At 69.5% G+C, this 24,141-nt stretch carries 22 protein-coding genes; 6 read left to right on the top strand and 16 right to left on the bottom strand.

Annotated features, from left to right (window positions below):
• The first annotated feature begins 117 nt into the window (after positions 1 to 117).
• From paoA to paoC, 3 genes are read left to right on the top strand one after another with little or no spacing between them, the layout of a single operon-like run.
• Positions 118 to 774 (top strand): aldehyde dehydrogenase iron-sulfur subunit PaoA, encoded by a 657-nt coding sequence (gene paoA / locus ACF3M1_RS10580; protein WP_394000439.1) that lies wholly within the window; start codon positions 118 to 120, stop codon positions 772 to 774.
• A complete protein-coding gene (locus ACF3M1_RS10585; protein WP_394000441.1) occupies positions 771 to 1,730 on the top strand; it encodes an FAD binding domain-containing protein in 960 nt (319 codons plus the stop codon). The genes paoA and ACF3M1_RS10585 overlap by 4 nt, the downstream gene beginning before the upstream one ends.
• Complete coding sequence (gene paoC, locus ACF3M1_RS10590) at positions 1,727 to 3,928, top strand: aldehyde oxidoreductase molybdenum-binding subunit PaoC (RefSeq protein ID WP_394000443.1); 2,202 nt, start codon at positions 1,727 to 1,729, stop codon at positions 3,926 to 3,928. The genes ACF3M1_RS10585 and paoC overlap by 4 nt, the downstream gene beginning before the upstream one ends.
• Before the next feature lie 839 nt (positions 3,929 to 4,767).
• Here the strand turns inward: paoC and ACF3M1_RS10595 are convergent.
• The 3 genes from ACF3M1_RS10595 to ACF3M1_RS10605 form a co-directional block, all read right to left on the bottom strand.
• Positions 4,768 to 5,073 (bottom strand): UBP-type zinc finger domain-containing protein, encoded by a 306-nt coding sequence (locus ACF3M1_RS10595; RefSeq protein ID WP_394000445.1) that lies wholly within the window; start codon positions 5,071 to 5,073, stop codon positions 4,768 to 4,770.
• The gene (locus ACF3M1_RS10600; RefSeq protein ID WP_394000447.1) at positions 5,073 to 6,788 is read right to left on the bottom strand and encodes an FAD-dependent oxidoreductase; all 1,716 of its coding nucleotides are present in this window, start codon (positions 6,786 to 6,788) and stop codon (positions 5,073 to 5,075) included. The genes ACF3M1_RS10595 and ACF3M1_RS10600 overlap by 1 nt, the downstream gene beginning before the upstream one ends.
• Positions 6,789 to 7,539: 751 nt before the next feature.
• The gene (locus ACF3M1_RS10605) at positions 7,540 to 8,466 is read right to left on the bottom strand and encodes a LysR substrate-binding domain-containing protein (protein WP_394000449.1); all 927 of its coding nucleotides are present in this window, start codon (positions 8,464 to 8,466) and stop codon (positions 7,540 to 7,542) included.
• A gap of 136 nt (positions 8,467 to 8,602) precedes the next feature.
• On the opposite strand from ACF3M1_RS10605, the gene ACF3M1_RS10610 reads away from it, so the two are divergent.
• The gene (locus tag ACF3M1_RS10610) at positions 8,603 to 9,007 is read left to right on the top strand and encodes a RidA family protein (protein WP_394000451.1); all 405 of its coding nucleotides are present in this window, start codon (positions 8,603 to 8,605) and stop codon (positions 9,005 to 9,007) included.
• A 316-nt stretch (positions 9,008 to 9,323) separates the two neighbouring features.
• Here ACF3M1_RS10610 and ACF3M1_RS10615 read toward each other — a convergent pair whose 3' ends face one another.
• From ACF3M1_RS10615 to ACF3M1_RS10625, 3 genes are all read right to left on the bottom strand, one after another.
• On the bottom strand, positions 9,324 to 10,730 hold the full coding sequence (locus ACF3M1_RS10615) for a PQQ-dependent sugar dehydrogenase (RefSeq protein ID WP_394000453.1): 1,407 nt from the start codon (positions 10,728 to 10,730) through the stop codon (positions 9,324 to 9,326).
• Positions 10,727 to 11,167, bottom strand: coding sequence for a DUF2231 domain-containing protein (locus ACF3M1_RS10620; protein ID WP_394000455.1), 441 nt, complete (start codon positions 11,165 to 11,167; stop codon positions 10,727 to 10,729). Before ACF3M1_RS10620 ends, ACF3M1_RS10615 begins: the two co-directional genes overlap by 4 nt.
• A gap of 184 nt (positions 11,168 to 11,351) precedes the next feature.
• Positions 11,352 to 12,107: an SDR family NAD(P)-dependent oxidoreductase gene (locus ACF3M1_RS10625; protein WP_394005243.1), complete on the bottom strand. Its 756-nt coding sequence runs from the start codon at positions 12,105 to 12,107 to the stop codon at positions 11,352 to 11,354.
• Between the two features lie 142 nt (positions 12,108 to 12,249).
• Here ACF3M1_RS10625 and ACF3M1_RS10630 point away from each other — a divergent pair, with 142 nt between their 5' ends.
• Both ACF3M1_RS10630 and ACF3M1_RS10635 read left to right on the top strand, forming a co-directional pair.
• Positions 12,250 to 13,122, top strand: coding sequence for an AraC family transcriptional regulator N-terminal domain-containing protein (locus ACF3M1_RS10630; protein WP_394000457.1), 873 nt, complete (start codon positions 12,250 to 12,252; stop codon positions 13,120 to 13,122).
• A gap of 103 nt (positions 13,123 to 13,225) precedes the next feature.
• Positions 13,226 to 14,035, top strand: a complete 810-nt coding sequence (locus ACF3M1_RS10635; protein ID WP_394000459.1) for a formate/nitrite transporter family protein — start codon at positions 13,226 to 13,228, stop codon at positions 14,033 to 14,035.
• Positions 14,036 to 14,361: 326 nt separating this feature from the next.
• Here the strand turns inward: ACF3M1_RS10635 and ACF3M1_RS10640 are convergent, their stop codons facing one another.
• The 10 genes from ACF3M1_RS10640 to putP all read right to left on the bottom strand — a co-directional run bounded on the left by ACF3M1_RS10640 (position 14,362) and on the right by putP (position 24,094).
• Positions 14,362 to 14,778, bottom strand: coding sequence for an H-NS family nucleoid-associated regulatory protein (locus tag ACF3M1_RS10640; RefSeq protein ID WP_394000461.1), 417 nt, complete (start codon positions 14,776 to 14,778; stop codon positions 14,362 to 14,364).
• A complete protein-coding gene (locus ACF3M1_RS10645) occupies positions 14,775 to 15,332 on the bottom strand; it encodes a M48 family metallopeptidase (RefSeq protein ID WP_394000463.1) in 558 nt (185 codons plus the stop codon). The genes ACF3M1_RS10640 and ACF3M1_RS10645 overlap by 4 nt, the downstream gene beginning before the upstream one ends.
• Positions 15,333 to 15,384: 52 nt before the next feature.
• Entirely contained in the window at positions 15,385 to 16,677 is a 1,293-nt protein-coding gene (locus tag ACF3M1_RS10650) for an adenylosuccinate synthase (RefSeq protein WP_394000465.1), read from the bottom strand.
• A gap of 747 nt (positions 16,678 to 17,424) precedes the next feature.
• Entirely contained in the window at positions 17,425 to 17,613 is a 189-nt protein-coding gene (locus ACF3M1_RS10655) for a DUF2065 domain-containing protein (RefSeq protein ID WP_394000467.1), read from the bottom strand.
• Between the two features lie 14 nt (positions 17,614 to 17,627).
• A complete protein-coding gene (hflC, locus tag ACF3M1_RS10660) occupies positions 17,628 to 18,491 on the bottom strand; it encodes a protease modulator HflC (protein WP_394000469.1) in 864 nt (287 codons plus the stop codon).
• Complete coding sequence (gene hflK, locus ACF3M1_RS10665) at positions 18,488 to 19,678, bottom strand: FtsH protease activity modulator HflK (RefSeq protein WP_394000471.1); 1,191 nt, start codon at positions 19,676 to 19,678, stop codon at positions 18,488 to 18,490. The genes hflC and hflK overlap by 4 nt, the downstream gene beginning before the upstream one ends.
• Positions 19,679 to 19,821: 143 nt before the next feature.
• Positions 19,822 to 21,141 carry a ribosome rescue GTPase HflX gene (gene hflX / locus ACF3M1_RS10670; RefSeq protein ID WP_394000473.1) on the bottom strand — a complete coding sequence of 440 codons (1,320 nt, stop codon included), beginning with the start codon at positions 21,139 to 21,141 and terminating at the stop codon, positions 19,822 to 19,824.
• A gap of 32 nt (positions 21,142 to 21,173) precedes the next feature.
• Positions 21,174 to 21,452 carry an RNA chaperone Hfq gene (hfq, locus tag ACF3M1_RS10675; RefSeq protein WP_394000475.1) on the bottom strand — a complete coding sequence of 93 codons (279 nt, stop codon included), beginning with the start codon at positions 21,450 to 21,452 and terminating at the stop codon, positions 21,174 to 21,176.
• 147 nt (positions 21,453 to 21,599) lie between these two features.
• A complete protein-coding gene (miaA, locus tag ACF3M1_RS10680; protein WP_394000477.1) occupies positions 21,600 to 22,520 on the bottom strand; it encodes a tRNA (adenosine(37)-N6)-dimethylallyltransferase MiaA in 921 nt (306 codons plus the stop codon).
• Positions 22,521 to 22,585: 65 nt separating this feature from the next.
• Positions 22,586 to 24,094, bottom strand: coding sequence for a sodium/proline symporter PutP (gene putP / locus ACF3M1_RS10685; RefSeq protein ID WP_394000478.1), 1,509 nt, complete (start codon positions 24,092 to 24,094; stop codon positions 22,586 to 22,588).
• Positions 24,095 to 24,141 lie beyond the last annotated feature (47 nt).

Consider the following 24,141-nt stretch of genomic DNA (forward strand, 5'->3'; position numbering starts at 1 on the left):
GCTGCATTGACCGGATCACAACACCCGCTCGCGCATGCTCGCCCAGCACGGCGCGGGTGCGAGTTCGCCCCGTCGCGTCCACCTCGCCAGCCCAGACGCCAGCCCAGAGGAATTCCCATGCCGCCACTCACTCGTCGCGAACTGCTCAAGGCAGGCGCGGCCACCGCCGGCACCGTCGCCGCGCCTGCATTTGCACAGCGCGCGGTCGCCGCTGCGGGTGGAGCGCCCGACGCCGCGCCCGCACCGGTCATGCAGCGCATCACGATGGAGGTCAACGGCACGCGCGTTGAGCGCGAGGTCGACACCCGCACCACGCTGCTCGATCTGCTGCGCGAGGACCTGCATCTCACCGGAACCAAGAAGGGCTGCGACCACGGCCAGTGCGGCGCCTGTACCGCGATCGTCGATGGTCGCCGCATCAATACCTGCCTCACGCTGGCGGTGATGCAGGACGGCGCCAAGGTCACGACGATCGAAGGCCTCGGCACGCCCGACAGGCTGCACCCCATGCAGGCCGCGTTCGTCAAACACGACGGCTACCAATGCGGCTACTGCACGCCGGGCCAGATCTGTTCGGCGGTCGCGGTGCTGGAAGAAATCCGCGACGGCATTCCCAGCCACGTGACCACCGATCTCACCGCAACACCCGCGCTCAGCAGCGCCGAGATCCGTGAGCGCATGAGCGGCAACCTGTGCCGCTGCGGCGCCTACGCCAACATCCTCGATGCGATCGAGGACGTCGGTGGATCACGCAGCCGGAGGGCCGGCGCATGAAGGCCTTCGGATTCGAACGTGCGGACTCGCCCGCCGCGGCCGCCGCGGCCGCCGCCCGCACCCCGGGCGCGAAATTCATCGCGGGCGGCACCAACCTGCTCGACCTGATGAAGCTCGAGATCGAGACGCCGGCGCACCTGATCGACGTCAACGGCCTGGCGCTCGACACCATCGCGCCCACCGACGACGGCGGCTTGCGCATCGGCGCCCTCGTGCGCAACACCGACCTCGCCGCCGACGCCCGTGTGCGTCGCGATTACGCGGTGCTGTCGCGCGCCCTGCTCGCCGGCGCCTCCGGTCAGCTGCGCAACCAGGCGACGACGGCGGGCAATCTTCTGCAGCGCACGCGCTGTCCGTACTTCTACGACACCGCCCAGGCGTGCAACAAACGTCTGCCCGGCAGCGGCTGCGGTGCGCTCGACGGCTACAGCCGCCAGCTCGCGGTCATCGGCGGCAGCGCGCAGTGCATCGCCACCCACCCCAGCGACATGGTCGTGGCGATGCGCCTGCTCGATGCCGTGATCGAAACCGTCGCCCCCGACGGCGAGACCCGACGCATCGCCCTCGACGCCTTCTATCTCGCGCCCGGCACCACGCCGCAGCGCGAGACCGTGCTGCGCCCGGGCGAGCTGATCACGGCCGTCGTGCTGCCACCGCCGCTCGGCGGCCGGCACGTCTACCGCAAGGTCCGCGATCGCGCTTCGTATGCGTTCGCGCTCGTCTCCGTCGCCGCGGTCGTGCAGCGCGACGGCAGCGGCCGCGTCGCGGTCGGCGGTGTCGCACACACGCCCTGGCGCAGCGACGCGGCAGACGCCGAACTTCCGCGCGGCGCCAAGGCCGTGGCCGCCCGGCTGTTCGACGGCGCCACACCCACCGACGACAACCGGTTCAAGTTGAAGCTCGCCGAGCGCACCATCGCCGCCGCGCTGGTCGATGCCCAGGAGGCCACGTCATGAAGTTCGACACGCCTGCCGGCCAGAACCCGATCGACCGCATGCGCGTCGTCGGCCAGCCGCTCGACCGCATCGATGGTCCGCACAAGGTCACCGGCACCGCGCCCTATGCCTACGAATGGCACGACGTCACCGAGCGCGCGGCCTACGGCCACGTCGTCGGTGCCGGCATCGCCAAGGGCCGCATCGCGTCGATCGACACCTCGGCCGCCGAACGCGCACCGGGCGTGCTGGCCGTGGTCACCGCGCAGAACGCCGGCAAGCTCGGAAAGGGCCGCATGAACACCGCGCACCTGCTCGGCGGGCCGCAGATCCAGCACTACCACCAGGCGATCGCGCTGGTCGTCGCCGAGACCTTCGAGCAGGCCCGCGCGGCTGCGGCGCTGGTGCGGGTGGACTATCGCCGCGAGCGCGGGCGCTTCTCGCTGTCGCGCGAGAAGGACAACGCGATCAAGCCGCAGGGTGGCGAGACACCGGCCGATTCGGCCGTGGGCGATTTCGACAGCGCGTTCGCCGCGGCCGAGGTCACGCTGGACGCGACCTACACCACGCCCGACCAGTCGCACGCGATGATGGAGCCGATGGCCTCGCTCGCCGCCTGGGACGGCGACCAGGTCACGATCTGGACCTCGAACCAGATGATCGCCTGGGGCAAGGGCGACGTCGCCCGCACGCTCGGCATTCCCGCGGACAAGGTGCGCCTGGTCTCGCCGTACATCGGCGGCGGCTTCGGCGGCAAACTCTTCGTGCGCGCCGACGCCGTGCTCGCCGCGCTCGGCGCAAAGGCCGCCAAGCGGCCCGTCAAGGTGGCCCTGCATCGTCCGCTGATCGCCAACAACACCACCCACCGCCCCGCCACCGAGCAGCGCATCCGCATCGGTGCGCGCCGCGACGGCACGATCACCGCGATGGGCCACGAAAGCTGGTCCGGTGATCTGAAAGGCGGCGGGCCGGAAGTCGCTGTGCAGCAGACGCGGCTGCTCTACGCCGGCGAACACCGCATGACCAGGATGCGCCTCGCCACGCTCGACCTGCCTGAAGGCAATGCGATGCGCGCGCCCGGCGAGACCCCCGGCATGATGGCGCTGGAAATCGCGATGGACGAAATGGCCGAGAAACTCGGTATGGATCCGGTCGAGTTCCGCATCCGCAACGACACCCAGGTGGATCCGGAAAATCCGGAACGTCCGTTCTCGCAGCGGCAGTTCGTCGAATGCCTGCGCCAGGGCGCCGAGAAATTCGGCTGGAGCCAACGCCAGCCCACCGGCACCGTGCGCGACGGCCGCTGGCTGGTCGGCATGGGCGTGGCGGCGGGCTTCCGCAACGCACCGGTGATGAAGTCCGGCGCGCGTGCGCGGCTCGATGGCGATGGCCGCGTCACCATCGAAACCGATATGACCGATATCGGAACCGGCAGCTACACGATCATCGCGCAGACCGCGGCCGAGACGCTGGGTCTGCCGATCGAATCGATCGACGTGAAGCTCGGTGATTCCGACTTCCCCGCCTCGGCCGGTTCCGGCGGCCAGTGGGGCGCGAACAGCGCGACCGCAGGCGTCTACGCGGCCTGCATGAAACTGCGTGAGGTCGTCGCCACGCGCCTCGAGCTGGACCCGGCCACGGCCGAGTTCGTGGACGGCCAGGTGCGCGCGGGCGGACGGTCCGTTCCGCTGGCCGAAGCGGCCGGCGACGGGCAGTTGGTGGTCGAGGACGCGATCGAGTTCGGCGATCTCGACAAGCAGAAACAGCTCAGCACCTTCGCCGCGCACTTCGTCGAAGTGGGTGTCGACGCGCTGACCGGCGAGACCCGCGTGCGCCGCATGCTGTCTGTCGCCGCAGCAGGCCGCATCCTCAACCCGAAACAGGCCCGCAGCCAGATGATCGGTGCGATGACGATGGGTGTCGGCGCCGCACTCAGCGAGGAGCTGGCGGTCGACGAGACCATGGGCTTCTTCGTCAACCACGACCTCGCCGGCTACGAAGTGCCCGTTCACGCGGACATCCCCGAGCAGGAGGTCGTGTTCCTCGACGAGGCGGATGCCGACAGCTCGCCGATGAAAGCCAAGGGTGTCGGCGAGCTCGGCCTGTGCGGCGTGCCGGCCGCGGTCGCCAATGCGATCCACAACGCCACTGGCGTGCGCGTGCGGGAGTACCCGATCACGATCGAGAAGATCATCGACGGGCTGCCCGACATCGCCTGATACCGGGATGTCGGCCTGAAGCAGCGGGTCTCTTCGTGAGATCCGCTGTTTCGATTTCATGGTGTTGAGACCTAAGGCGGGCCGCGATCCGCGTGCACCGCGTCCAGGCGCGAGTGGATTCCGCCGCTCGCTGCGGAACTTCAAGTTCTTCGCCGGACTGATCCGTCCGCTGCAAACGTCCTGCGCTTGCTGCGACGGACGTCTCTGTCTTCTACCGCACAGCTTGGTTCCATGCTGGAGCGCGCTCGCGGGTAATGGGCGTTCCCGAGAACGCCATTGCGCGCGAGCGCGCTCCTACACGTCGTTTCGGATGCCTGATCGAACCGCGTTCCGGACGCGGCAATCGAAGGGCATGCGCGTGCACGAAGGCGGCGTCCGCGCCGATACCTTGAGCGCCCGACATAGACCAGCCCTCTCCGCGCCGCATGTAGCAGCGCGTTCACGCGCGAACGTGGCAGTCGCGAAGATCCCCATCGCGCGCGAGCGCGCTCCTACAGGAGGCGTCGAGTGGACAACCGCACGCGAGTGGGCCGGGGAACGCTCGCAGTCCCATGCGACCGCCGCATCCCAGCCACCGCTCCCCTCTTCGTAGGAGCGCGTTCACGCGCGAACGGGCAATCGCGAAGATCCCCATCGCGCGCGAGCGCGCTCCTACAGGAGGCGTCGAGCGGACTGCCGTGCGCGAGGGGGTCGGGGAACGCTCGCAGTCCTATGCCACCGCCGCATCCCATCCACCGCTCCCCTCTTCGTAGGAGCGCGTTCACGCGCGAAGGGGCATTCGCGAACATCCCGTCGCACCCGGCCAACGCCCATGGCGCCGACCCCGCAGATGATCCGCGCTACACGTACCGCGGAATCGGCCCCTGCTGCGGCGTCTGGTCCGGCAACTCGACCACGACCGCGTCGACGTAACACCAGCCCCATCCTTCCGGCGGATCGTAGCCTTCGATGATCGGGTGGCCGGTTGCGTGAAAATGCGCGGTGGCGTGGCGATTCGGCGAGTCGTCGCAGCAACCGACGTGACCGCAACTGCGGCACACGCGCAGATGCACCCAGGGGCTCCCGATCGCGAGGCACTCCTCGCAACCGCGTGCGCTCGGCACGACGACCGCGATGGTCTCGAGATGGCGGCAGGCGTCGGCCATCAGACGGGCACCGTGCCACGCGTGTCGGAACGCGCGGCCTCGTCCGCGGCCGCAAGGTACTGGTGGACCTGCGACACCACCGCGGCGCCCTCGCCCACCGCGGCCGCGACGCGCTTGACCGACCCCGCACGCACGTCGCCGATCGCGAACACGCCCGGCCGATCGGTCTGCAGCGAGGTCGAACGCCCGGGGCCCGCACCCTCAGCACCGGTGGTCACGAAGCCCGCGTGATCCAGCGCCACACAGTCGGTCAGCCAGCCGGTGTTGGGATCGGCGCCGACGAACAGGAACACGTGGCGCAGATTGCAGGGGTGGGTCTCGCCGGTGTCGCGGTCGCGGTAGGTGCCACCGACCAGCCCGCGTTCGGCGTCGCCCTCGAGGGCCACCAGTTCGGTGCGCGTGTGCAGCACGACGTTGGGCAGGGCCTCGATGCGGTCGATCAGATAGCGCGACATCGAGGCCTCGAGTCCGGCACCGCGCACGACGAGATGCAATGTCTTCACCTTCGGCGCGAGGAACACCACGGCCTGCCCGGCCGAGTTGCCGCCGCCGATCAGGGCGACCTCCTCGCCTTCGCACAGCCGCGCTTCGACCGGCGACGCCCAGTACGACACGCCAGCGCCTTCGAACAGGGCGAGATTCTCGATGTCCGGCCGCCGGTAGCGTGCGCCCGACGCGATGACCACCGTCCGCGCGCGCACAACCTCGCCCGAGGTCAGATGCAGCGCGTGCGGCGCAGGGCCCGCGCCGTCTTCACCCGCGCCACCGCCGCAGGCGAGCCGTTCCACCTCCAGCGGAATTGCGAGTTCGGCGCCGAACTTCAGCGCCTGGTTGTAGGCGCGGCCCGCCAGCGCCTGGCCGGAAATGCCGGTCGGAAAGCCGAGGTAGTTTTCGATCCGTGCCGACGCGCCAGCCTGGCCGCCGATCGCCCGCTGGTCCAGCACCAGCACCGTGAGCCCTTCGGACGCGGCATACACGGCGGCCGCCAGACCCGCCGGGCCGGCACCGACAATCGCGACGTCGTGCAGCACGTCGGGGTCCAGTTCCGGGGTCATGCCCAGGCAGGCGGCGGCCTCGGCATCGCCGGGGCGCTTGAGGACCTGGCCGTTGGGACAGATCATCAGCGGCAGGTCGCTGGGCTGGATGCCGAGGCGTTCGACGATCTCGCGCCCCTCGGCATCGTCGTGCGCATCGATCAACGTGTTCGGATAACCGTTGCGCGTGAGAAAGCCCTGCAACCCGGTCAGGTGCGCCTCGCCCGGCACGCCGACCAGCACCGACCCCGACGCATCCCCCTCGATCAGGCCCACGCGACGCAGGATCAGCGCCCGCATCACGATCTCGCCCAGCTCGGCCGCGCCGACCACCAGCGCGCGCAGATGCGGCGCATCGATCGGCACCGCCGTGCATCCGCCCTCGGCCGCGTGGCCCGCGGCCAGCGATGCGCGCCCAGCGAGCTGGCTCACCTCACCGGTGAACTGGCCGACGCCCTGGGTGGTGATCGGTTTCTCATGGCCCAGGCCATCCCGGCGCACCACATCGATCGCGCCCTCGATCACCAGCCACACCGGCGCATCGCAGTCGCCGACGTCGAACAGCGTCTCCCCCGCCGTGCAGCGCCGCGGCGGCCCGCTGGCGAACCGGCGCGCGGTGGCCAGCTGGGCGGCATCCAGAATCGGAAACATCTGGTGGCGGCGATCGTCGGCGAGGGCCATGGGCGGGGTCCGGTCGGCAGACCTGCATCATGCGCCCGCTTCGCGGTGCCCTGCCACGCCCCGTGCAGGAACGCGATGACGCGCAACGGCGTCTTCATATGCCCAGCCACAGCGCGGCTGCACGCGGGTCGCAGTCACGGGAGCGACGATGGATCGCACCGTGTGCGCGCGAATCCGCGCCCCGCGCATCACCCACGACATTCCCTGTTTGCGAAGCACCGGACCCGACCGTCTCTGGAGACGCGCGCTCGCGCGCGATGGCGTCTTACCGCTGCACAAACCCATCGCGCGCAAGCGCGTTCCTACAAGGCGGGTTCGCGAACTGCGACTCACAGAAGTGCCCGAGCGAAGACCGCGCGAGCGCCGCACACGCCACCACGTCTCGAGCTGAAGCCGATGAACCGTGTAGGAGCGCGCTCGCGCGCGATGGGGTCTTACCGTCGCACCCACCCATCGCGCGCAAGCGCGTTCCTACAACGCGGGACTCGCGAACTGCGAATCACAGGAGTGCTCAAGCGCAGACCACGCGAGCGCCTAACAACCCACCACATCTCGAGCTGAAGCCGATGATCCGTGCAGGAGCGCGCTCGCGCGCGATGAGGTCTTACCGCAGCACCCATCCGTCACGCGCGCGCGTTCCTACAGGGCGGGCCGACGCAACCCATCGCATCGCCCTCAGGCTCTGGCGGCACCTGCTCGCCGCGGTCGCAGCGCGCTTGCGCCGCCAGCGACGCCCGCATGCAGCACGCCGTCACACCGGCGGCCGTGTCGTCACCGGCGCGTGCCGGGCCATCAGCTCGACGATCCAGTCCACGAACACGCGCAACTTCGCGCTGACGTGGCGGTTCGGCGGGAACGCGACGTACATCGGCATCGGCGTCATCGTCCAGGCCTCGAACAGCGGCACCAGCTCGCCATTGGCCGCATGCGCCCGGGCCATGTATTCCGGTAGCCACGTCACGCCCAGCCCGGCGAGGCCGGCGGCGAGATAGGCATTGCCATCGTCCAGCGCCACCACATAGCGGCCGTGCACCTGCACGCGTTCGTCGCCGCGCTGCATCGCATACGGCAAAGGCTTGCCGGTACGCGCCCATAGAAACCCGACGATGCGGTGGTCGCTGTCTTCCAGCGCACGCGGATGCACGGGCGTGCCCATGCGCTGCAGATAGTCCGGCGCCGCGTACACGCCGAGCTGCAGATCGCCCACGTGGCGCGCCACCAGCGACGGGTCGGTGATCGTGCCGCCGCGGACCACGCAGTCCACGTTCTCGCCGATGACGTCGACGCGCCGGTCGCTGACGCCCAGGTCCAACTGGATGTCGGGATAGCGCGCATGGAACTCCGGCAGCGCCGGCACCAGGATCGTCCGCGCGAACGGACTGGGCACATCGACGCGCAGCCGTCCACGCGGAACCGCGGCGGCGCTCGACAGGCTCGTCTCGGCGTCGTCCATGTCGCCCAGCAGGCGCACCACGCGCTCGTAGTAGGCCGCGCCGTCGGCGGTCACGCCGACCTGCCGCGTCGTGCGATGCAGCAGCTTCACCCGCAGTCGTGCTTCGAGCTGCTGGATCAGCTGGCTCACGGTGCTGCGGCTCATGTGCAGCGTCTCGGCGGCCCTGGTGAAGCTGCCCGCCTCCACCACGCGCACGAAGGCCTGCATCGCATCGAAACGGTCCATCGGAGGTCCGGCTGCCGGGAATTGTCCGGATTCTACGAACAGTGCTGGCGGGACCGGCGTGTTTATCGCGCCGGCACGCGTCCCCAGACTGGAGCGATCGCAATCATCGGGGCGACATGCCCCACAGGAGAGTCCCATGGCCACACGTGATGTCGTGTTCCCCGCCGGTCGCCACGCGCTGTACGAGAAGCACCGCTATTCGCCGGCCATCCGCTCGGGCGGCTTCCTGTTCGTGTCCGGCCAGGTCGGCAGCCGCGAGGACGGCTCGCCCGAACCGGATTTCGAGCAGCAGGTGCGCCGCGCCTTCGACAACCTCAACGCCGTGCTCGCGGCGGCCGGCGCCCGCTTCGACGACGTGGTCGACGTGACGTTCTTCATCGTCGACCCGGCCAGCCGCTTCGAGCGCGCGTGGGCGATCGTGCCGGAGTACTGGGGCGAGGCACCGTTTCCGACCGCGACGGTGGTCGGCGTGACCTGGCTGGCCGGCTTCGATTTCGAGATCAAGGTGGTGGCGAAGCTGCCGGAACATGCCGCTGACTGACGTAGATGTTGCGGGTCACGCGGCACACCCGTCGCCAGGCGCAGTGCATGCCGGATGCACATGTCCCGTTGTCCGGCGCATTCCGCAATGTGGGATCACGGCGCGTCGCGCTGGGCATCCCGTGTCTTTCCGCGGCGTTTGATCATCCGCCTGTTCGGCCCGCCAATGCCTTCGCGTGTGGCGCGCGAACGTCGCCGGGCCTCGGCCTGCGCCGGGATGACGAGAAGACACACGCGACCGTCCCGGGCACAGTGCGAAGCCAAGAAAACAAAGGGCCCGTTCGGGCCCTTTGTGATTCACACGATGACGAACGTACTCAGCCCGCAGGCGGCGCCATGTCGGCCGCAGCCGGCGCGGCGTCCGTCGGCGCAGGCGTGGCTGCAGGTGCTGCTGGCACACCCGGCGCGCCACCCGTCGGCGTGATCCGCCAGATCGTATTCGCCAGATCATCCGCCACCAGCAACGCGCCGCGCGGATCGACGGCGACACCGACCGGACGACCCCGCGCCTTGCCATCCTCGCCGAGGAACCCGGTGGCGAAATCGATCGCCTCGCCCGACGGGCGCCCGTCGCGGAACGGCACGAACGAGACCTTGTAGCCCACCGGCGGATTGCGGTTCCAGCTGCCGTGTTGGCCCACGAACACGCCATTGGCGAACTGCGCGCCCATCGTCGGAGAAGAGAACGCGACGCCCAGCGCGGCGACGTGCGAGCCCAGCGCGAAGTCGGGCGTGATCGCCGAGGCGACCTTCTCCGGCTTCTGCGGACGCACGCGGTCGTCCACGTTGTTGCCCCAGTAGCTGTAGGGCCAGCCGTAGAAGCCACCTGGTCGAACGCTGGTCAGATAGTCGGGGACGAGTTCGTCGCCGATTTCGTCACGCTCGTTGACCACCGCCCACAGCTGGTCCATGCCCGGCTGCATCGCCAGCGCGGTCGGGTTGCGCAGGCCGGTGGCGAACACGCGGTGGAAGCCCGTCTGCGCATCCACCTGCCAGACCATCGCGCGGTTCTCTTCCACCGCCAGGCCACGCTCGGTGATGTTGCTGTCCGAGCCGATGCCCACGTAGAGATACCGGCCGTCGGCACTGATCGTCAGCGCCTTGGTCCAGTGATGATTGATCGCCGACGGCAGCCGGGTGATCTCCTGCGGCGGGCCGCCCGCATTGACCGCGCCTTCGGTGTAGTCGAAGCGCAACAGCGCATCCTGCGTGGCCACGTAGATCGCGCCGTTGCCGAATGCCAGGCCATACGGCGCGTCGAGATTCTCGGCGAACACCGAGCGGCCCTCGTAGGTGCCGTCGCCGTCACCGTCGCGCAGCAGCGTGAGCCGGTTGCCGCTCTCGACCTGGGTGTTGCCGCGCGCCTTGATGACCCCGGCAATGATGTCCTTCGGCGTGAGCTTGGGCGCACGGCCGCCGCGGCCTTCGGCCACAAGGATGTCGCCATTGGGCAGCACCAGCATCTGCCGCGGAATCAGCAGGTTGTCGGCGATCGGCGCGATCTCGTAGCCCTCCGGCACGGTCGGCAGTGCGTCGCCCCATTCGGTGGGCAGCGAGATCTTCAGCGTCGGGAACAGCCCGCGTTGCGGCTTGGGCAGATCCGGAGACGGGCCGACGTAGGTCTCGTCGGGCGTGCCGCCGCAGGCCGCGAGCGCGAGTGCCAGCGCGGGCACCAGGGCGCGCGTGAGCAGCGCGGAGGTCGAACGCGTGGGGAGACGATTCATGGCAGCACCTCCCGACGACGCCACGTGCCGCCGAGCGCGAACCACAGCGTCGCGCCGATCGACAGCAGGCACAGCACCGACCACACCAGCGCCTGCGGCATCTTCTGCCAGGCATCCATCGCGTGGACCAGAGAATTGACGAAGCCCAGCACGCAGGTCAGCGCCAGCAGGCCGACGTAGATGAAGCGCGTGCGCGTGCGCGCGGTCGGCGTGAGCAGCGACACGAGGGCCCAGACCAGGCCGACGAGCGCGAACACCAGCGCGCCGGCCACCAGCCAGGACGCGAAGTTGGTCCACTGGATCTCGTAGCTGCGGGCGTAGGCGATATCGGCGATCAGCGCGCCGAGGAACAGGGGAAATGCACTGGTCACCAGCAACAGGTGCACGGGATGCAGCGGCCGGTACGGCGGCGCCACGAGTACGGGGTGGGTATCCATCGGAAGTCTCGTCGAAGGGGGCGGCCGCGCGCAGGAGTGGCACGGTGCGAGCGGCACCATCGACCATCCGGCCGCAAGGCGTGGTGAATGCGCGCTTGCGGATGCACGGACGAGCGCCCGCCGAGGGCCGGAGACGACAGGCCGTCCATCGTCGCGACGGCGTGCCGCTTCCGGCTGCGAGCACTCAGATGGCCTGGCCGCCCGAAACCTCGATCCGCTGCGCGTTGACCCAGCGGTTCGCCTCGCCCAGCAGCGACGCGATCATCGGGCCGATGTCGTCCGCCACGCCCACGCGCCCCAGGGCCGTGATGCCTGCCAGCTGCGCGTTGACCTCGACGTTGTCGCGCACCAGGCCGCCGCCGAAGTCGGTCTCGATGGCACCCGGCGCGACCGTGTTCACCGCGATCCCGCGGGCGCCGAACTCCTTGGCCATGTAGACGCTCAGCGTTTCGACCGCGGCCTTCGTCGCAGCGTATGCCGCGTAGCCGGGATACGCGAAGCGCGTGAGGCCGGTCGAGATATTGATGATGCGTCCGCCGTCCCTGATCAGCGGCAGCAACGCCTGGGTCAGGAAGAACACGCCCTTGAAGTGCACGTCCACCAACCGGTCGAACTGGGCGACGGTGGTGTCTGCGATCGGCGCGGTGTCGCCGTGGCCGGCATTGTTGACGAGATGATCGAAGGTGTCGCGCTGCCAGGTCGCGTGCAGCGCCGCGTGCAGCTGCTCGACGAATGCCGGAAACGCATCCACATCGCCGGTGTCGAGCGGCAGCGCCACCGCCTTGCGGCCCAGCGCTGCGATCTCGGCGACGACTGCCTGCGCTTCGTCGGCCTTGTGACGATAGGTGAGTACGACATCGCCGCCGGCGTGCGCGATCGAGAGTGCGGTATTGCGGCCGAGGCCTCGGCTGGCGCCGGTGATCAGGGCGATGGGGGTCATGAGGAACTCCGTGTCGAGTGGTGGGAAGGACGACGCACAGACTGCGCCCGGCCCCTCGCCGCGCGTTGCCGGAAGCTCCACGACCCTTGCCCGTTCCTGCCCCACCCCGCCCACGGCATCCACCCGGCGCTACGATCCGGCCATGTCCACATTGCTCGAAGCTGTCCGCCGCCACGCAGACGCCCATACCGGCGCCGACGGCCTGGCGCCCACGCCCATCCCCGGCCTGATGGCCGTGCGCGCGCTCACGCCGAGCGACCTCATGCACGACGTGCAGCGTCCGCTGCTGTGCCTGGTGCAGCAGGGTGGCAAGCGCGTCACCTTCGGCACCCGCGCGTTCGACTTCGCCGCCGGCCATTCGCTGCTGATCACCGCCGACATCCCCACCGTCAGCCAGATCACCCGGGCCAGCGCGGCGGCGCCGTATTACTCGCTGGTGCTGGAACTCGACCCGGCCGTCATCACCGATCTCGTCGCGCAGATGGGCCCGCCGCCCACGGACGATCCGGGCCCTGTACGCGTGCATCCCACCGAACCCGAGGTGGCCGACGCCGCGCTGCGCCTGCTGCACCTGCTCGAACAGCCCGACGCCCTGCCCCTGCTGCAGGCCCAGCGCATCCGCGAACTGCATTACTGGCTGCTCGCCGGCCGCCACGGCCACGCGATCCGCCGCCTCGGCTGGCCCGACGGCCACGTGCAGCGCATCGCCCGCGCGGTGAAACGGCTGCGCCGCGACTACACCCGGCCATTGCCCGTCGACGCGCTCGCCAGCGAAGCCGGCATGAGCGCCTCCGCCTTTCACCGCCACTTCAAGGCGATCACGTCGCTGTCGCCGCTGCAGTTCCAGAAGCGCCTGCGCCTGATCGAGGCGCGCCGACTCATGCAGTCGCAGGGCCTGGCCGCGAGCAGCGCCGCCTACGCGGTGGGCTACGCCAGCGTGCCGCAGTTCACTCGCGAATACGGCCGCATGTTCGGCCGCACGCCGGTGGCCGACGCGCGCGCAGCGATCGGCTAGCGCGCCGGCGTGTCCCCAGCGCATCGCGACCACGTGCAGCGTGGCCGCCCGCTTCACCACGGCCCGGGTATAGCTGGGCACTCTTCCGAACGGATGCGCACCCATGGCCGACGCCTCGCCCGCCATCGACCCGCCCGAAGACATCGCGGCTGCGATTGCCGACACCTGCGTCGACAAGGCCACATTGCCCGCCGGCAAGGTGATCGGACTCGGCGTGTTGGCCGGCGCCTACATCGGCTTCGGCAGTCTCGTTGCCGTGCTGATCGGCGCGGGCGTCGGCGACCTGCCCTACGGTCTGACCCAGGTCGCCGCCGGCATCGGCTTCGCGCTCGGCCTGATCCTCGTGCTGCTCGCCGGCGCCGAACTGTTCACCGGCAACACGTTGATGACCCTGGCGCTCGCGCAACGGCGCATCGGTCCTGGCCAGCTTCTGCGCGCGTGGGGTCTCGTGTGGCTCGCCAACCTCGTCGGCGCCTTGCTGCTGGTGCTGCTCGCGATCGGCGCCGGCCTGCATCTCGCCGGCGACGGCGCATTCGCCGCGTCCGCGATCGAACTCGCGGCCGAGAAGGCCTCCAAATCCGCCGCCAGCATCATCGCCAGCGGCATCCTCGCCAACATGCTCGTGTGCGTGGCCGTGTGGATGGCCGCCGGCGCGAAATCCGCCGTCGACAAGGTTGCCGTCATCGTGCCGCCCGTCGCGGCGTTCGTCGCATTGGGCCTCGAACACTCGATCGCGAACATGTCACTGCTGCCGCTTGGATTGCTGGCGCAGATGGCGACGGGTGCGGAATTGCCGGCGGGACTGTCGTGGGGCGCAGCGGGCATCAGCCTGCTGTGGTCGACGCTGGGCAACATCATCGGCGGCGGCGGTATCGGGCTGGCCTACTGGGCGATCTATCTGCGCGCGCGCTGACCGCCGATGGCGTCGTCGAGAGGTCCATCCCGGTGCCCCCGGATCGCAGGCTGCGAATCACGCCTGCGGTCCTGCACCGAAGCTAAAAGCGGACCCGCGGCGGTTGATTCCGCCGCCCTGTGCACAAGGGGCGCATCGCGGCGTGATCGACCATCCACCCGGACACCGCGTCCGGGCTACCGCGCAATGCCTGACAGCGACCGACCCGGGGGACACGCGCGCGCGTTTTTCGTCCTTCGAGCCGGCAGCGGCTGCGAGTCGGAATGACCAGCCGCGCGACATCGGCGAGGGACACCGTTCCGGTGTGCCTGCCGGTCGCGCGCGCGTCAGCGCTGCTTGTAGACGGAGCGCTGCCCGATCGGACTGTTTTTCTTGGTGGTGGGGCGCGCCAGTCCAGGGATCAGGAAATCCGCCGCGCTTTGACCCCGCTTCGTCCTGTCGGCGAGCCAGCGCGGCATGCGCCCCCGGCCCGACCAGGTGTTTCGCCGGTTGTCCGGATCCCGGTACTTCGCCGCGACTTTCGGGAGCTTGCGTCTCCGGGCCGGCGTTCGAGCGCCCTCCGGTACCGTGGGGATGTCGAACACCGCGTCGATCGTGTACCCGTACGACGCCGCGAGATCGGTCAGTGCCTTGCGCACGACCGATGCGGGCCGCCGGTTGGCCAGCACCTTGAGTCGTTGCTCGGCGGCGCGCACGAGCCGGTCGAGCTCGCGCGGGCTGAGCGTGTGGACGTCTATCGTCATGTCGTGAAGCCTTGGGCCGTGGTGTGTGAAGCACCGTCGAGGTGCGTGCCGGACGCCGTCCGCCGTGCCACGTCCATGTGCGTCAGATACAGGCGCAGGTCGAATTCCAGCTGATGGTAGTCCGGCGCCATGTGCGTGCACAGCTGGTAGAAGGCCTTGTTGTGCTCGGCCTCCTTCATGTGCGCGAGTTCGTGGACGACGATCATCTTCAGGAAGTCCGCGGGTGCGTCGCGGAACACGCTGGCGATGCGGATCTCGCGGCTGGCCTTGAGTCGGCCGCCCTGCACGCGGGAGATCGTCGTGTGGGTGCCCAGCGCGTGCTTGAGGACCTGCAGCTTGCCGTCAAAGAGCACCTTGCCCAGTGGCGGCGCCTTGCGCATGTGGCGGTCCTTGAGCGCCTGCACGTAGGCGTAGAGCTGGCCGTCGTTGCGCACAGTGTGGGCATCGCGGTACTTCGCGGTCAGCAGCGCGCCGAGGCGGTCCTGGGCGATGAGTTCGCGGACGCGGGCCTGCACGTCCGGCGGGTAGCCGCCGAGGTAATTGAGCGGCTCCATCAGAAAAAACCCCGCATGCGCGGGGTTTCCTCCTGTGCAGCGGGCGCCTCGATCAAGCGAAGGGGTCCTGCAGCACCATCGTGTGCGCACGGTCCGGACCGGTGCTGACGATGCTGATCGGGCAACCGGCCAGTTCCTCCAGCGCACGCAGGTAGGCGCGTGCGGCGGCGGGCAGCTTGTCCCACTCGGTGATGCCGTGGGTGGTCTCTTCCCAGCCCGGGAACTCGAGATACACGGGCGTGCACTCGTCCCAGCCGGCGGCGTCGAGCGGCGCGTACTCGGTGCGCTTGCCGCGGTATTCGTACGCGATGCAGATCTTCAGCGTCTTCATGCCGTCGAGCACGTCGAGCTTGGTGATGCACAGGCCCGAGATGCCGTTGATGGCGACGGCGCGCTTGAGCGCGACGATGTCCATCCAGCCGCAGCGGCGCGGACGGCCGGTGGAGGCGCCGTATTCCTGGCCGCGATCGCGGATGCCCTGCCCGATCTCGTCGTCGAGCTCGGTCGGGAACGGACCACCGCCGACGCGCGTGGCATACGCCTTGGCGATGCCGAGCACGTAGTCGATCGCGTCCGCACCGACGCCCGCACCGGCCAGCGCGCCGCCGACCGTGGTGTTGGAGCTGGTGACGTAGGGATAGGTGCCGTGGTCGATGTCGAGCAGTGCGCCCTGCGCGCCTTCGAACAGCACGCGCTTGCCCTGCTTGCGCAGGTCGTGAAGGATGCCGGCCACGTCGGACTTCATCGGCTCGACGTAATCGCCGAACGCCAGGGCTTCGTCGTAGGTCTTCTGGAAGTCGATCGCGTCGCCGCCGAGATACTTGGTCAGCACGAAGTTGTGGTAGTCGAGCGCGGTGCGCAGCAGTTCTTCGAGCTGCTTGGGGTAATGCAGGTCGGCGACGCGGATGCCGCGACGCGCCACCTTGTCTTCGTATGCCGGACCGATACCGCGGCCGGTGGTGCCGATGGCCTTGCCGCCGGCGGCCTTCTCGCGGGCCTGATCGAGGGCGATGTGGTACGGCATGATCAGCGGGGTGGCCGGGCTGATCTTCAGGCGCGAACGCACTTCGACACCGGCGCCTTCGAGCTCGCCGATCTCCTTGATCAGCGCAGCCGGGCTGAGCACGACGCCGTTGCCGATCAGGCACAGCGCGTCGTCGCGCAGGATGCCGGAAGGAATGAGGTGGAGGACGGTCTTCTTGCCACCGATCACCAGCGTATGGCCGGCGTTGTGGCCGCCCTGGAAGCGCACGACGGCGCCGATGTCCTGCGTGAGCAGGTCGACGATCTTGCCCTTGCCCTCATCGCCCCACTGGGCGCCGATTACGACGACTGACTGACCCATCTCGTGACTCCTGGTTCGCATTGCGGCCATCGGGGCCGCAGGAAGGGACCGGCCAGCCTCGCGCGGGGATTGGACGCTCCATCGGGGAGACGACCGCCACGCAGGGCCGGACACGGAAAAAGCCGGCGGTTCGCTCTGCTGAGAGTCGGCCCGTCCGGCTTTTCGGCATTATCCGGATATCGGGGGACCGGGGCCACCTGTTTGTCGCGGCGGTTCATGGGGCGCTGGACGTCTTCGGAGCCGCGGGCCGCAGACCGCGTGAAGGGTCTGCACAGCCGTGTTCTGCCGCACGGATCTCACGCCGCCAGACTTTGTAGGAGCGCGCTTGCGCGCGATCGGGCGGTCCCGGCCAGGCCCCTTCGCGCGCAAGCGCGCTCCTACACGAGTGCAGAGCCGATCGGGTACGCATTGCACCGCCCGACCCGCAGAAGCGCCGAGCCGATCGAGTGCGCAACATTGCATCGCGCGACCCGGCCACATTTCGTCGCGTGACCGGTAGGAGCGCGCTGGCGCGCGATCGGGCGTTCCTGGCCAAGCCCTTCGCGCGCGAGCGCGCTCCTAAAGGGGGCGAAGACGGTTCGGAGGCGGCGCTCCGGGCGGGAATGGCCGTGCAGGCCGCTCGCGACAGCCGGGCCGCCGAGCAGGCTCGGGAGAATCCGTTCGATGCGCCGGCACTACAAGCCCGCACAGCGCACGATCACCACGACACCGGCGCCGACACCGGCGCAGGCGCGTCGACGCCTGCAATCAGGCCGCGCGGACGAAATACAGCGCGACCAGCGCGACGACGAGCACGCCGCCGCCGATGCGGCGCAGCAGCGGCGACGGCATCGCCAGCATCTGTGCGGCATTGCGCTTCCACATATTCGGCGCGGCGAAGAGGATCAGCCCCTCGATCACCAACACCAGGCACAGCGCCGCCCACAGGTCGGACATGACGCCGGCCGGGCTCAGCGGTCGCTGCGCATGTACTGCAGGAACGGGTCGCCGCGTTCGAGCACGATCACGCTGTCGCCGCTCTGGAACGCGGCGCGGTAGGCCTCGAGGCTGCGCTGGAATGCGTAGAAGCCCGGGTCGCGGCCGGCGGCGTCGCCGTAGATACGCGTGGCTTCGGCGTCGCCTTCACCGCGCAGGGTCTGCGCGTCGCGCTCGGCCTCGGCGGTCAGCACGACCTGCTCGCGGTCGGCCTGGCCGCGGATCGCGCGTGCCTGCTCCTCGCCCTCCGCGCGCAGCGCGGCCGCCACCTGGCGGCGCTCGGCGCGCATGCGGTCGTAGACCTGGCCGATGACTTCGCTGTCGGTGGGCAGGTCGATCTGCTTGAGACGGATGTCGACGATCTGCATGCCGAGCGACTTCGCCGCTTCGTTGATCGCGGGCAGCTGGCGCTCGACGAACTCCGAACGGTTGCCCGAGACCAGCTCGGTCAGCGTGTTGGCGTTGATCTCGTTACGCAGCGAGTTCTTGATGATCGGCTCGAGGCGCAGCTTGGCGTCGGCCTCGTTGCCGGACGTGGCGCGGAAGAACGCGGTGACGTCGCTGATGAAGACGATGGCGACGAAGTCGACGCTGACGTCCTTGCGCTCCGAGGTCAGCGAGCGTTCGGGCGAGAACGCGCTGGCATCGAAGCGGCGGTCGAACACGCGCGCGGTTTCGATCAGCGGGATCTTGAAGTGCAGGCCCGGGCCGATGTCGGTACGGGCGACGCGGCCGAGGTTGAGCACCAGGCCCACCTGGCCCTCGCGCACCACATAGACCGAGCCCATCAGGCCCAGCAGGACGACGATCAGCACGGGGATGACGAAATTCAATCTCATCGGGACGCTCCATCACGCGGCGGGCGCGGCAGTTGCGAGGCGCGGGCGGCGGGTTCCTGCGCCGGGGCGCGGGTGGCTTCGATGGTCGGCGACAGCACCTCGGGCGGCAGCAGCGACGGCGCGGCCTGGCCGCCTGCACCCTGCCCGGCCATCGGCACGTAGATCAGCTGGCGGCCGTCACCACCGATGATCGTGCGGTTGGCGCCGAGCACCTGCTGCACGGTCTCCAGCCACAGGCGGCGACGGGTGACGTCGGGCGCACCGCTGTAGGCATCGACCAGCAGTGTGAAGCGGGTCGCGTCACCGGTGGCGCGAGCGATCTCGGCTTCCTTGTAACCCTCGGCCTGGGCGCGGATACGCGCGGCCTCGCCTCGGGCTTCCGGGACGATCTTGGCGGCGTAGGCGCGGGCCTCGTTGATCAGGCGCTCGTTCATCTGCTGCGCGCTGTTGACCTCGTCGAACGCCGGCTTGACCTCCTCCGGCGGACGCGCGTCCTGCAGGTTGAGTTCGGTGACGAACAGGCCGGTGCGGTAGCTGTCGAGCGAGGCCTGCAGCGAGGTCTGCGCCGCGGTCGAGAGCGGACCGCGCGCGTTGAGCGCGGTGTCCAGATTGGCCCGGCCGATCTGTTCGCGCACGGCGCTGACCGCGGTCTGTTCCAGCACCTCGCGGGCGTTGCGGGTGCCGAACAGGTACTGCGTGGGATCACCGACGCGGTACTGCACGTTGAACGACACGACGACGATGTTCTCGTCGCGGGTGAGCACCGGCACCGTGTTGCTGACCGACTGCACGGTGGTCGCGTCGACCTTGATCACGCGCTCCACCGGCCACGGCATCTTGAAGTTCGGACCCGGCTGCATGACGCGCGCCGCCTGACCGAAGCGCAGCACCACGCCGCGCTGCTGTTCGCCGATCAGCACGAAGCAGTTGAGCAGCAGGATGACGACGAGGCCGACCGCGACCCAGCGCAGCGGATTGCCACCGCCACCGCCGCCGAACATGTCGCGCAGCTGGTTCAGCACGCGGTCCACGCCGTTGCCACCACTGCCGCGTCCACCGCGGCCGCCACGCCCACCACCCCCGGTGCGCCGGGGCGGCCAGGGATTGCGCGGTTCGCTCCCGTCGGGACCCGTGTTGCGGTCCGGGGAGTCGTTGTCTTTGTTCTTGCCGGGAATGTTCCAGGCCATGCCTGCTCCAATCTGGTGCGCCGCCTGCCCGGGGCAGCGCGGGGGTCGCATAGTCTAACCGGCTAGCGCCTGCCGGGGTCCTTCGAACCCCTTACGGCCACGGCCGGCGGATGGATCACCACCACGCAGTGCGCGATGGGGAATCAGAAGGTGTCGTCGTCGTCCGGCGGCAACAGGGCCCGAAGCGGCCCGCCGTCGGGCTGCGCGGCCAGGCGCGCGGCGTCGGCGTGGGCCAGGTCCACGTGCAGGTGCCAGCCGTGTTCGTCGCTGGCTTCCTCGCGCACCGCTTCCAGCGCGTGCAGACGTGCGTGCAGGCGACCGGCTTCGGGCGGCAGGCGCAGTTCGCCGGCCACACGACGCATGCCCAGGCGACGTGCCAGCGCCTGCGACAGCAGGTCGAGCCCGAGGCCGTCGCGCGCGGAGATCCACACCGATTCGCGCACGGCATCGTCGGCCAGCGCGGCCGGGTCCTGGTCGTAGCGCGGCTCGGCGCCCTCGATCCGGTCGATCTTGTTGAACACCAGCAGCTGCGGCAGATCGCCGGCGCCGATTTCGCCGAGCACCGCGTCGACCTGGGCAATGCGCTCGTTCCGCAACGGATCGGCAGCATCGATGACGTGCAGCAGCAGGTCGGCCTCGCGCGCCTCGCTCAGCGTGGAGCGGAACGCGGCGACGAGTTCGTGCGGCAGGTCGCGGACGAAGCCGACGGTATCGGCCAGCACCACCGAGCCGCCGGAAAGATCGACCCGGCGCACGGTGGGATCGAGGGTGGCGAACAGCTGGTCGGCGGCATAGGCATCGGCGCCGGTCAGCGTGTTGAACAGCGTGGACTTGCCGGCATTGGTGTAGCCCACCAGCGCAACGCGCGGCAGTTCACTGCGCACGCGGGCGCGGCGCATCTGGGTGCGCTGCACTTCCACCTTGTCCAGCCGCGCCTGCAGCTGTTCGAGCCGCTTCTGCAGCAGCCGGCGATCGGTTTCGAGCTGGGTTTCACCCGGGCCGCGCAGGCCGATCGAACCGCCGCGCTGACGTTCCAGATGGGTCCAGCCGCGCACCAGGCGCGTCGCCATGTGGCGCAGCTGGGCCAGTTCCACCTGCAGCTTGCCTTCGTGGCTGCGTGCGCGCTGGGCGAAGATGTCGAGGATCAGGCCGGTGCGGTCCACCACGCGGCGCTCGAGATACTTCTCGAGGTTGCGTTCCTGGCCCGGCGACAGCCGATGGTTGACGAGGATGAGGTCGGCGCCGGTAGCCTCGGCGGCCGCCTTCACTTCCTCGAGCTTGCCGCTGCCGATCAGCGTGGCGGCATTGGGCTTGTCGATGCGCGCCGGAATGACGGCGGCGACGTGGGCGCCCGCGGACCGGGCGAGCTCGGAAAATTCCTCGAGCACGCCCTCGTCGGTGGGACCGTGCGCATGCGGCTGGATCAGCAGCGCGTTTTCACCCTTCCGGGAGCGTTCAAACAATTAGGGTCAGGCCTCTTGGGTGTTGCGTGGACTCATTCGGCCGGCTCGGGCGCCTCGCCGTCCTCGCCTTCGGAGGACTCCACGACACCGCCGCCCGGCACCACGCGCACATTGCGCGCCGGCACCACGGTCGAAATCGCGTGCTTGTAGACCATCTGGCTCACGGTGTTGCGAAGCAGCACCACGAACTGGTCGAACGACTCGATCGTGCCCTGCAGTTTGATGCCGTTGACGAGGTAAATCGAGACCGGCACACGTTCGCGCCGCAGTGCGTTCAGGAAAGGATCCTGCAAGGATTGCCCCTTGGACATTCGTGTTCCCCAGCGTGGTTGTTGTTATCGGGTGCTGACCCGACGCTGCGCTCCCCGCGCAACGTCCGTCCGATGGTACACAACCGGCATGCGATTCGGACGCGCGTTGCCGGCTACGCGCCGGAAACGTGAGCGAAGTCGCCGCGTTCAGTCAATAAAGCGCCCGACGATGTCAGCGAGTGCCCCGGACTGCCCGGTCGGGTCGAACCAGCGCACGTCCGCGCCCCGCCCGCGCAGCCAGGTCATCTGCCGCTTGGCGAGCTGGCGGGTGGCGGCGATGGCGCGCTCGCGGAACGCGTCGGCATCGCCCTGCCCGTCGAGATACTCCCAGGCCTGGCGGTAGCCGACGGCGCGGATCGCCGGCAGGTCGAGCGGTGCGGAATGCGCGCGCAGGGCCGGCATCGCGCGCAGTGCGCGGACCTCGTCGAGGAACCCGGCCGCGAGCATCGCGTCGAAGCGCGCGGCGATCCGCTGGTGCAGCACTGCGCGGTCATCCGGGGCGATCGCCAGCGCCAACACCTCGGCCGGGAATGCCGGCGTCTCGGGCGCGCGCCGTTGCCACTCGCTGATCGTCACGCCGCTGAGCCGGTACACCTCGAGGGCCCGCTGGATACGCTGCGGATCGCCGGGCTTGATGCGCGCCGCGGCGTCGGGGTCGATTTCGGCGAGGTCGGCATGCAGCGCGGGCCAGCCGCGTGCCTCGGCTTCCGCCGCGATCCCTGCACGTGTGCCCGGATCGGCCGCCGGCATCGGCGACAGGCCCTCGAGCAATGCGGCGAAATACAGACCGGTGCCGCCGGCGAGGATCGGCAGCCGCCCGCGCGCGAGAATGGCGTCGACCGCAGCGCGCGCATCGGCCGCGAACTCCGCCGCCGAGTACGTCTGCCAGGGTTCGCGCAGGTCGAGCATGTGGTGCGGCACGCGGGCGCGTTCCGCGGCATCGGGCTTGGCTGCACCGATCTCCAGCCCGCGATAGACCAGGGCCGAATCCACGCTGACGATCTCGCCGCCGAAACGCTCGGCCCAGTCGAGCGCGAGCGCGGTCTTGCCCGAGGCGGTGGGCCCCATGAGCGCAATGGCGCGCGGGCGCTCGCGCGACGTCGAACATGCCGGTGCCACGACGGCGACGCGACTCAGTAGCCGGTCTCGCGCAGCGACAGGCGCACCTGCTCGTGCGTGACCTGCACCTGCCGCGACGGCGCCGGTCCGAGCAGGCTGACGACGATGATCGCCAGCGTGGCGACCGCGAAGCCCGGCACGATCTCGTACAGCGCCGAGCCCATGCGTTCGACGGCGATCTGCTTCCACGCGACCACGGTGATCGCGCCCAGCAGCATGCCCACCAGCGCGCCGTTCCGGGTCATGCGCTGCCAGAACAGCGCCAGCAGCACCACCGGCCCGAAGGCCGCGCCGAAGCCGGCCCAGGCATACGCCACCAGCCCGAGCACGCGGCTGTCGGGATCGCGCGCCAGCCACAGCGCGACCAGGGCGACCAGCAGCACGCTGGCCCGGCCCACCCAGACCAGTTCGGTCTGCCCGGCGTCCCGGCGAACGAAGCCGCGGTAGAAATCCTCCGACAGCACGCTCGAGCACACGATCAGCTGGCTCGACAGCGTACTCATCACTGCCGCGAGGATCGCCGACAGGATCACGCCGGCCACCCAGGGATTGAACAGCAGTTCGACCAAGGTGATGAACACCCGCTCGGAATTCGCGACCACCGGCGCGGCCTGCTCCGGATGCTGCTGGAAGTAGGCGATGCCGAGAAAGCCGACGGTCAGCGAGCCGGCGAGGCACAGGATCATCCAGGCCATGCCGATGCGCCGCGCGGCCGGAATGGTCTCGACGCTGCCCGCGGCCATGAAGCGCGCCAGGATGTGCGGCTGGCCGAAATAGCCCAGCCCCCATGCCAGCAGCGAGACGATGCCCACCAAGCCCAGCGCACCCTCGCGGGTCCACGACAGCCGCGAGGCGTCGACGCTGCGGATCAACTCGATGCTCGACTCGAACCCACCGGTGGTCATATAGACGATGACCGGCGTGAGCAGCAGCGCGAACAGCATCAGCGTGCCCTGGGCGACATCGGTCCAGCTCACCGCGAGGAAGCCACCGATCAGCGTATAGAGGATGGTCACCGCCGCGCCCCACCACAGCGCCTGTGCGTACGGCAGGCCGAACACACTTTCGAACAGGCGCGCGCCAGCGACGACGCCGGACGCGCAGTAGACAGCGAAGAACACCAGGATCACCAGCGCCGAGACCACGCGCAGCAGACGGCTGTGATCCTCGAACCGGTGGGTGAAGAAATCCGGCAGCGTCAGCGCGTTGCCGGTGCGTTCGGTGTACACGCGCAGCGGGCCGGCGACGAACCGCCAGTTGAGATACGCGCCGCCGATCAGGCCGAGCGCGATCCAGGCCTCGGAGGCGCCGCGCAGATACAGTGCGCCCGGCAGGCCCATCAGCAGCCAGCCGCTCATGTCGGAGGCGCCGGCCGACAGCGCGGTGACGCCGGGGCCGAGCTTGCGGCCGCCGAGGATGTAGTCGTCGAAATTCTTGGTCGAGCGCCAGGCCACGACTCCGATCAGCACCATGGCCACGAGATAGACCACGAAGGTCACGATCAACGGCGTACTGGCGGTCATCATGGATTGGGTTCCCCTTCCCTCGAACGACGGACCGCCACGAGGGA

It is taken from the genome of Luteimonas sp. WGS1318, from assembly GCF_043187535.1.
Classification (GTDB): Bacteria; Pseudomonadota; Gammaproteobacteria; order Xanthomonadales; family Xanthomonadaceae; genus Luteimonas.

Bases quoted from the DNA above. Each gene is read 5' to 3' on its own strand.
- ACF3M1_RS10605 (WP_394000449.1), bottom strand. From the start codon at position 8,466: ATGGACCGTTTCGATGCGATGCAGGCCTTCGTGCGCGTGGTGGAGGCG.
- ACF3M1_RS10645 (WP_394000463.1), bottom strand. From the start codon at position 15,332: ATGGAGCCGCTCAATTACCTCGGCGGCTACCCGCCGGACGTGCAGGCC.
- ACF3M1_RS10615 (WP_394000453.1), bottom strand. From the start codon at position 10,730: ATGAATCGTCTCCCCACGCGTTCGACCTCCGCGCTGCTCACGCGCGCC.
- hfq (WP_394000475.1), bottom strand. From the start codon at position 21,452: ATGTCCAAGGGGCAATCCTTGCAGGATCCTTTCCTGAACGCACTGCGG.
- ACF3M1_RS10595 (WP_394000445.1), bottom strand. From the start codon at position 5,073: ATGGCCGACGCCTGCCGCCATCTCGAGACCATCGCGGTCGTCGTGCCG.
- paoA (WP_394000439.1), top strand. From the start codon at position 118: ATGCCGCCACTCACTCGTCGCGAACTGCTCAAGGCAGGCGCGGCCACC.
- paoC (WP_394000443.1), top strand. From the start codon at position 1,727: ATGAAGTTCGACACGCCTGCCGGCCAGAACCCGATCGACCGCATGCGC.
- putP (WP_394000478.1), bottom strand. From the start codon at position 24,094: ATGACCGCCAGTACGCCGTTGATCGTGACCTTCGTGGTCTATCTCGTG.
- ACF3M1_RS10620 (WP_394000455.1), bottom strand. From the start codon at position 11,167: ATGGATACCCACCCCGTACTCGTGGCGCCGCCGTACCGGCCGCTGCAT.
- hflK (WP_394000471.1), bottom strand. From the start codon at position 19,678: ATGGCCTGGAACATTCCCGGCAAGAACAAAGACAACGACTCCCCGGAC.
- ACF3M1_RS10640 (WP_394000461.1), bottom strand. From the start codon at position 14,778: ATGACGATAGACGTCCACACGCTCAGCCCGCGCGAGCTCGACCGGCTC.
- ACF3M1_RS10610 (WP_394000451.1), top strand. From the start codon at position 8,603: ATGGCCACACGTGATGTCGTGTTCCCCGCCGGTCGCCACGCGCTGTAC.
- miaA (WP_394000477.1), bottom strand. From the start codon at position 22,520: ATGGGGCCCACCGCCTCGGGCAAGACCGCGCTCGCGCTCGACTGGGCC.
- ACF3M1_RS10655 (WP_394000467.1), bottom strand. From the start codon at position 17,613: ATGTCCGACCTGTGGGCGGCGCTGTGCCTGGTGTTGGTGATCGAGGGG.
- ACF3M1_RS10600 (WP_394000447.1), bottom strand. From the start codon at position 6,788: ATGGCCCTCGCCGACGATCGCCGCCACCAGATGTTTCCGATTCTGGAT.
- hflC (WP_394000469.1), bottom strand. From the start codon at position 18,491: ATGAGATTGAATTTCGTCATCCCCGTGCTGATCGTCGTCCTGCTGGGC.
- ACF3M1_RS10630 (WP_394000457.1), top strand. From the start codon at position 12,250: ATGTCCACATTGCTCGAAGCTGTCCGCCGCCACGCAGACGCCCATACC.
- ACF3M1_RS10635 (WP_394000459.1), top strand. From the start codon at position 13,226: ATGGCCGACGCCTCGCCCGCCATCGACCCGCCCGAAGACATCGCGGCT.
- ACF3M1_RS10625 (WP_394005243.1), bottom strand. From the start codon at position 12,107: ATGACCCCCATCGCCCTGATCACCGGCGCCAGCCGAGGCCTCGGCCGC.
- ACF3M1_RS10585 (WP_394000441.1), top strand. From the start codon at position 771: ATGAAGGCCTTCGGATTCGAACGTGCGGACTCGCCCGCCGCGGCCGCC.
- ACF3M1_RS10650 (WP_394000465.1), bottom strand. From the start codon at position 16,677: ATGGGTCAGTCAGTCGTCGTAATCGGCGCCCAGTGGGGCGATGAGGGC.